Below are 7,274 nucleotides of genomic sequence, written 5' to 3'. Positions count from 1 at the left end.
ACCGCTTGTTGAAGCAGCTTTATTATCTTACCACTCAGCTTATTTTATGTCAACAACTTTTTTTGAGCTGTTTCCGAAGCTTTTCGTTGTTGTCTGCTGTTCATCAGCGACGTTTAATAATATAACACCCTTTTGAAAATATGACAATAGTTTTTTTAAAAAAATCATTAATTATTTTCTTTCATACTTATTTCAGTTTCTCTTCTATAGAAAGATAAGCTGTCTTGTGGTTTGGCATATTTTCTTGTATAGTAAGATTGAACTAAATACTTGATGACCACTAGGGGAGCATTAAAGCTGAGAGTGAACATTTTGTTCTGACCCTTTGAACCTGTTAGTTAACGCTGGCGTAGGGATGTGGCAAAGCCAAATGATTTGCAGTTTATGCAAGCAGCGCGCGGACCTTTTCCCATCCTTCCCCGCGCTGCTTTTTTGTTTATCCTTGTTACGGTTGTCTGACCAGGGGGAAAACTATGAATCATTCAACACGGCTTGTGCGCTTAATTGAAATAGCGATTATGACCGGGGCGGCTGTCATTCTGGACATTGTCTCAGGTATGTTTCTCCGGATGCCCCAAGGCGGCTCGGTCTCTATTATGATGATTCCGATTTTTTTGATTTCATTCCGCTGGGGAGTGAAAGCCGGGCTTACGACAGGCTTTTTGACAGGGATTGTCCAGATCGCCATCGGCAATTTGTTTTTGCAGCACCCGGTGCAGCTATTTCTTGATTACATCGCGGCCTTTGCAGTCCTCGGTTTCAGCGGCTTGTTTGCTTCCGGTGTACGGGAATCGGCATTGAATAAAAAAAGAGGCGCTTTAACGATGTATGTTATAGGCGGTGTTTTCATCGGCAGTGTGCTGCGCTATGCGGCACATGTGGTCTCCGGAGCTGTCTTTTTCGGAAGCTATGCTCCGAAGGGCACGCCGGTCTGGATTTATTCGTCCGTCTATAACGCGACTTATATGATTCCTTCTTTTATCCTTTCGGCCATTGTCCTTATCTTATTATTCATGACTGCGCCGCGGCTTCTTGAAGCTAAGCGGACGAACTGAAACAGCAGGCGGTTTACGCCTGCTGTTTTTTTATTCCGGGCTGTGCCGTTCGTTTGAATCACTCAGTTCTTTTGTAAGTTCATTTATACTTTGTTTTATGTTTCCTTTACCTGAAAAATTCTCAATAAGCTCTTTTACATTGATTCCGGAAGATGCTTTTAAGCTTTCCTGAAGACCGGCCATTAAATTGGTTGCGTAGCCTGTGACTTTATTGGCCCCGCTGTTTTCACCGCTTCCTCCCGTATCAACGACGGTTATTTTATCAATGTTGGAAAGAGGCGCTGAGACTTGCTTCGCATATTCACAATCATATCAAGGATTGCAGCCTGCCCGTATTTTTCGAATGCTTCGGCGATTTTTTCTTTAGCTTCCGCTTCTGCGAGACCTTTCAGGCGGATGACTTCCGCTTCGGTTTCTCCTCTCGCCTTTTCAGCCTCCGCTTTAGCAAGACCGTCAATTCTCACGCGTTCCGCTTCCGCCTTGGCCATCGCTTCGATACTGTACTGCTCGGCATCCGCTTCCGCGAGCTGCTTCGCTTTTGCGGCTTCGGCCGCTTGTTCCACCGAGTAACGGTCGGCATCGGCTTTTTTCTTCACTTCAGAGTCATATTGGCGCTCACGGCGCAGAATTTCTTTTTCCTCCAATTCAATCTGCTTTTGCCGCTCAATAATTTTAATTTGCATTTCCTGCTCTGTCACCTGCTGGCGGGCTTTTGCTGTTTCAAGATCATATGCCTGGTCGGCATTGGCTTTTGCTGTATCCTGCTCTCTTCTGTATTCCGCCATTTTCAGCTGATTGATTTTTTCCGCTTCAGCTATTTCCGTCGCCCGCTCCAGCTCTGATTTTTTTGCGTCTTTATCAGCGGCCGCACGTTTAATCCTCGTCTCTTTATCCGCTTCTGCCGTGGCAATGTCCGCATCCCGCTTGACTTGGGCGATTCTCGGCTTACCTAATGATTCAAGATAGCCGTTTTTATCGCGGACGTCTTTAATCGTAAAAGAAACGATCACGAGCCCCATTTTAGCAAGATCCTGAGACGCGACCCGCTGGACTTCCTGAGAAAACTTTTCCCTGTTTTTATAAATCTCTTCAACGGTCATGGAGCCGAGGATGGAGCGCAGATGGCCTTCCAGCACCTCCCGCGCCTCCTGCTCACGGTCTTCCTTAGATTTCCCCAAAAATTGTTCAGCTGCTGTGGCGATTTCACTGATGGAGCCTCCGATTTTAATAATGGCGGTTCCGTCGGCCATTACCGGCACGCCTTGCTCTGTATAGACTTCAGGTGTAGAGACATCAAGTTTGCTTGACAGTAAACTGAGAGGTTCTGCCTGCTGGAATACCGGGAGCACGAACGTTCCCCCGCCCCGGACGATTTTCAGACGATTTCCGCCTTCATCAATGTGGACGTTCTTATTTCCCAAATAACTTCCGGTCACGATAAGGGCTTCGTCCGGCCCCGCTGTCCGGTACTTCGTAATAAATACAGCAATAAGTGCGATGAGTAAAAAGAATACGATTCCGATAACGATGATAATCGGCATAGTCATAACAGTTCCCCCTTAGATATCAGATTGGTTCATGCGGCGTCACAAAAAGCACTCCGTCTTTCACGTCAATCACTAATACGGCAGTTCCGTACTTGATCTGTTCTTGATCAAAGCTGACGGCTGATTTAGAAATGGCGCCCCCTATTCCCTCTATGATCACTTCTCCATAGCCGTCTTTCGGGACGGAAGTAATGACCCTGCCGACTCTGCCCTTTAAATCCGTCTCCCGATAAGCGAGCGATTCTTCCGCTGATGAAAGCGGGACAAGGACGAAGAAGTGAAGCAGGCTGACCAAAAGAACCGAAAGAACAAATGAAAGCAACGCAATGACAGAACTTGATAGCGGAGCGGCGATTTCGCCGATATAACCTGAGGCTGAAAAGATTGTTAAAAAAGACAGAATCAATGCAGGGTTTAAAAATGAAACAGGAATGGCTTCCAAGAGGCCGTGAAACACATCTTGAAAAAACAGAATCAAAAGCGTGAGACTTCCCGAAATAATCAATGTGTAAAGATAGACCGTTTCAAGCGGCAGATGAAATATGTCCATCTTCTATCCTCCTTTCGGCCGAGGTGTCGGAGTGTTACTTTATATACGGATGTAAAGGTAAATGGTTTCAATTTTCTGATAAGGAAGGCTGATTACATGATTATCCAATCCGGATATGATATGTTTACTCTAAAGGAGGAGATAGGATGAGCATTTTTAATGAAGCCAGACAGCAGATCTGGGAAGAACTGAAAGGACTCTCTGATGAGGAATTCAACCGAAAGCCCGCGGCTGATGAGTGGAGCGTGCGGGAAGTCCTTGACCATTTAAAGAAAATTGACGAAACAGCGCAGACCCTTTTATCAAAGCAGGCAAAAGACGCACCGTTAAAAGAAATAGAAGAAAAACCGATGGAGTTTATAGAGGACAGAACAGATAAACGGCCGGCGCCGTCACACCTCGAACCTGAGCAAAACCGATTATCAGTCATTGAAGCAAAACAAGAATTAGATACGGCAAGACAGCAGCTGACCGCAGTTATTTCATCATTAAACGAGGAAGACTTTGAACGTGTGCTTCCGCATCCTGTTTTTCAAGAACTGACGATCCGCCAGTGGATTGATTTTATCGGCCATCATGAAAAGCGTCACATTAATCAAATAAAAGAAATCAAACAAAAAATCAAGAAGGTCTAGTCAGACCTTCTCGATTTTTTTCTTGGCGCGTTTCGGTTCATAAGAATGGATGGTGACCGCATCGCCCGTGCATATGTCGCCCGGGCGTTCAACAATACAGACAATTCCTCTTCTGCCCATCGCGTGCCTCACAAACGCCGCGGCGAGTTTTGGCTGATCCGGATAAAAGGATTGAATGACTTCTCCCGGCTGAATGCACGGATCATTTTCTCCCTCGCACAACAGAGACGCACCGCTTGGAAATATCATTCTGCTTCCTTCTTTAAGCGGCGTCAGTGCAGAAAAACCGCTGATTGCGATGTTAGCGCCGAGCCATTCGGGAAAGATATGAGAAATCCCCATCTTCTCCGCAATGTCATCACATTCCTCCATGGACACGATTGAAATCTGTCTCCGGTTAAAAATTTCTGTTCCTCTTTCATACATCGGCTCACGCGCGCCGGCCTTTTTTGTCAGTCCAAAATGCAAGTCACCCGGAAACCCGCCGTATTCCGCACGAAGCTTGTCCATCTTTTTGGTAACAAATTGTTCGGTATCCGCTATATATACGCCTTCCGTCTTTGCTGTTATGCGTTTCCACATCAGCCACCACCGCCTTTTTCTTGACATTATCCTTAAAAAACCCCGCTCTGTAAAGGAGCGGGGTTCATTTATTATACCGTTTTCGGCGTTAAGTCAAAGCAGCGTTTGTAAATCCAGTTGTATGCTTTCTCATTCAAATCTCTTGGATTTCCGAAAGTTTGCGGATCTTTCATGGCTTCTTTTGATAAACGTTCAATCATGTCCGGAGACACACCTTGTTCTTCTAAACTCGGCACCTCTAAATCTTTTACAAGATCATACATCCAGTTGACGGACGCTTTTGCCGCTTCTTCGGTTGTCATGTTGCTTGTATCGATTCCGAATGCTTTGGCAATGCGGGCGAATTTTTCCGGATAGCCTTTCCAGTTGTATTCCATTACCGGCCCCATCATAGCTGCGACGCATTGTCCGTGAGCGACAGGGATGATGCCGCCGAGCGTCTGGCTCATCGCATGCGCCGCGCCTGCTGATTCACTGCCGTATGAAAGGCCGGCAAGCATCGCCGCCTGCGCCATGCCGTATCTTGCTTCCAAATCCTCTCCGTCCGCAAACGCGCGCTTAATATAATGCGCCGCATATTCAATGGCCATTAAAGCGACGGCATCAGTGATCGGCTGCGCGAATTTCATCGTATAGCACTCGATGGCGTGCGCAAGTGCGTCAATACCTGTCATGGCCGTCACATGCGGAGGCATGGACGTGTGCAGCTCAGGGTCAATGACCGTTAAATGCGCGGCGATAAGCGGTCCGCCCGTATTGAATTTAAATTCTCTTTCCTCATCTGTAATGACCGCCCATTGTGTGACCTCTGAACCTGTTCCCGCAGTCGTCGGGATCGTTGTCAGCGGAGGAATACGGTTTTCCAGCGGCTTTTTGCCTTCCGCGGCTTCATAATCAAGCACGCTTCCTTCGTGTGTCGCTTCTACCCCGATGGCTTTCGCTGTATCCATGGAGCTTCCGCCGCCGACAGCCACAAGACCGTTGCAGTTTTCTTTTTTATACAGTTCTGATCCTTCGTTTACAAGACGTACAGGCGGGTTCGGCTCCACTTTGTTAAACAGGACGACTTCGATGCCCGCTTCCTGTAAAGATTCAATGACCGGGTTTGCCACTCCCGCGTTATAAATTCCCGGGTCTGTTACGAGCAGCGCTTTTGTGACGCCAAGCGCTCTGACTTCACTTCCCGCGTGCTGAATCGCGCCGATTCCGTGTTTAATGACTGTCGGGATTTCGAATGTATGGAATTTATGCATGCTTTCTACTTTCATATTTAATGTCATATTGTATCTCCTCCTCGTTATGCTTGAAACCAGTTCACAGCCGCAGGTTTCGTGTTGCGGTAAATATGTTTGATTTCCGTGTATTCTTCCAGACCGATTTTGCCGAGTTCGCGGCCGAAGCCCGATTGTTTGTACCCGCCCCATGGCGCTTGCGCGAAATACGGGTGGAAATCATTGATCCATACCGTTCCCATCCGCAGTTTGGCGGCTACGCGTTCGCATTTTTCAATATCCTTTGACCATACCGCTCCGGCCAGCCCGTAAATGGTATCGTTGGCAAGTCTGATCACTTCTTCTTCAGAAGAAAATGACTCAACTGTTAAAACGGGGCCGAAGATCTCCTCTTGGACTATCCGCATATCAGACTTGCAGTTTGAGAAAATAGTAGGTTCATAGAAGAAACCGTTTTGAAGGGCGGGATCATCAGGACGTTTGCCGCCTGTTTCCAGTTTTGCCCCTTCTTCGATGCCGATTTCTACGTATTTTTCGACTTTAGCCCGATGCTCGGCGGAAATCAGCGGACCGCTTTCCGTATCTTCATGAAAACCGTTTCCTAATTTTATGCGTTTCGTGCGCTTGATCAGCTCGGCTAAAAATTCATCATGAATGGCTTCGTCCACCAAAAGACGGGACCCTGCCGAACATACTTGGCCGGCATGGAAAAACACGGCGTTCAGCGCTTGATCTGCAGCTGTTTCGAGATCTGCATCTTGGAATACGATATTCGGATTTTTGCCGCCAAGCTCCAGAGCAATCTTTTTCACATTGCCGCTTGCCGCCTGCATGATTTTTTTGCCTGTTTCAATTCCGCCCGTAAAAGAGACCAAATCGACGTCGAGGTTTCTCGCCAGCTCGTCGCCGACAGAGGCGCCCGGCCCCAGCACAAGATTGGCGACCCCTTTCGGAATACCGGCTTCTTCTATTAATTGAAAGACTTTAATGGTTGTCAGCGGAGTAATCTCGCTCGGCTTTAAAACGATCGTGTTTCCGGCCGCAAGAGCGGGAGCGATTTTCCAGCTCGCCTGAAGGAGCGGATAGTTCCACGGCGTAATTTGTCCGCATACGCCAATGGGCTCTCTGACGATTTTACTTACGGAATCGGGAATCGGAGATGAAATGACCTCGCCTCCGTCTTTATCCGCCAAACCGGCATAATATTGAAATACATTTGCGATATCATCCATATCGGCTTTACTTTCTTCAATCGTTTTTCCTGTATCGAGCGATTCCAGCTCAGCTAATTCGTTCAGATCGCGTCTGATTAATTCCGCAATTTTCAGAACAAATTGTCCGCGCTCGAGCCCGGAAAGCACCGGCCACTCCCCTTCATCAAATGCTTTTCTGGCTGCGGCGATGGCTTTCACCGCATCATCCCGGTCTCCTTCGCATACCGTTGCAATTTCTTCTTGATTAAATGGATTAATGATACGGCGCGTCTGTTTTTTTTCTGCACTGATCCATTCGCCGCCGATATAAAGCGTTTTGCTCATAAGAGTCCTCCTTACCGAAAAGTAAGTTTGTTAAATAAAAATTTAATGTTTTTAACAATATTAATTTAACACATGTTTTTTTGCCTGTCAAAACCCGGTCAGTCCGTTTAGATTTTGACATTTTGTCATGATTCG

At 47.0% G+C, this 7,274-nt stretch carries 6 protein-coding genes, 1 pseudogene and 1 riboswitch; of the genes and pseudogenes, 2 read left to right on the top strand and 5 right to left on the bottom strand.

The window, feature by feature from the left end; genetic code table 11:
* Window positions 1–272 precede the first annotated feature (272 nt).
* Window positions 273–373, top strand: a riboswitch (TPP riboswitch).
* 100 nt (window positions 374–473) lie between these two features.
* Window positions 474–1,055, top strand: coding sequence for an energy-coupled thiamine transporter ThiT (thiT, locus tag NQS30_RS03775; RefSeq protein ID WP_012118271.1), 582 nt, complete (start codon window positions 474–476; stop codon window positions 1,053–1,055).
* Between the two features lie 30 nt (window positions 1,056–1,085).
* On the opposite strand, the pseudogene NQS30_RS03770 reads toward thiT, so the two are convergent.
* Together NQS30_RS03770 and NQS30_RS03765 are read right to left on the bottom strand one after the other, a co-directional pair.
* Window positions 1,086–2,602, bottom strand: a pseudogene (locus tag NQS30_RS03770) (flotillin family protein).
* Window positions 2,603–2,621: 19 nt separating this feature from the next.
* Window positions 2,622–3,152, bottom strand: coding sequence for an NfeD family protein (locus tag NQS30_RS03765; RefSeq protein ID WP_015240446.1), 531 nt, complete (start codon window positions 3,150–3,152; stop codon window positions 2,622–2,624).
* 146 nt (window positions 3,153–3,298) lie between these two features.
* Here NQS30_RS03765 and NQS30_RS03760 point away from each other — a divergent pair, with 146 nt between their 5' ends.
* Window positions 3,299–3,787 carry a DinB family protein gene (locus NQS30_RS03760; protein ID WP_025285166.1) on the top strand — a complete coding sequence of 163 codons (489 nt, stop codon included), beginning with the start codon at window positions 3,299–3,301 and terminating at the stop codon, window positions 3,785–3,787.
* Here NQS30_RS03760 and NQS30_RS03755 read toward each other — a convergent pair whose 3' ends face one another.
* From NQS30_RS03755 to betB, 3 genes are all read right to left on the bottom strand, one after another.
* The gene (locus tag NQS30_RS03755; RefSeq protein WP_003152182.1) at window positions 3,788–4,369 is read right to left on the bottom strand and encodes an MOSC domain-containing protein; all 582 of its coding nucleotides are present in this window, start codon (window positions 4,367–4,369) and stop codon (window positions 3,788–3,790) included.
* Window positions 4,370–4,440: 71 nt separating this feature from the next.
* The gene (gene gbsB / locus NQS30_RS03750; protein WP_003152181.1) at window positions 4,441–5,649 is read right to left on the bottom strand and encodes a choline dehydrogenase; all 1,209 of its coding nucleotides are present in this window, start codon (window positions 5,647–5,649) and stop codon (window positions 4,441–4,443) included.
* Between the two features lie 17 nt (window positions 5,650–5,666).
* Window positions 5,667–7,139: a betaine-aldehyde dehydrogenase gene (betB, locus tag NQS30_RS03745; RefSeq protein WP_014418720.1), complete on the bottom strand. Its 1,473-nt coding sequence runs from the start codon at window positions 7,137–7,139 to the stop codon at window positions 5,667–5,669.
* Window positions 7,140–7,274 lie beyond the last annotated feature (135 nt).

The organism is Bacillus sp. B1(2022) (assembly GCF_040259625.1).
Taxonomy (GTDB): Bacteria; Bacillota; Bacilli; order Bacillales; family Bacillaceae; genus Bacillus; species Bacillus velezensis.
Note: the sequence above shows the minus strand (reverse complement) of the source record. Positions and strands in the feature narration are given on the sequence as shown.

What these genes read in the sequence shown, in the direction of transcription:
- thiT (WP_012118271.1), top strand. Translation starts at nt 474, where the DNA reads ATGAATCATTCAACACGGCTTGTGCGCTTAATTGAAATAGCGATTATG.
- NQS30_RS03765 (WP_015240446.1), bottom strand. Translation starts at nt 3,152, where the DNA reads ATGGACATATTTCATCTGCCGCTTGAAACGGTCTATCTTTACACATTG.
- NQS30_RS03760 (WP_025285166.1), top strand. Translation starts at nt 3,299, where the DNA reads ATGAGCATTTTTAATGAAGCCAGACAGCAGATCTGGGAAGAACTGAAA.
- NQS30_RS03755 (WP_003152182.1), bottom strand. Translation starts at nt 4,369, where the DNA reads ATGTGGAAACGCATAACAGCAAAGACGGAAGGCGTATATATAGCGGAT.
- gbsB (WP_003152181.1), bottom strand. Translation starts at nt 5,649, where the DNA reads ATGACATTAAATATGAAAGTAGAAAGCATGCATAAATTCCATACATTC.
- betB (WP_014418720.1), bottom strand. Translation starts at nt 7,139, where the DNA reads ATGAGCAAAACGCTTTATATCGGCGGCGAATGGATCAGTGCAGAAAAA.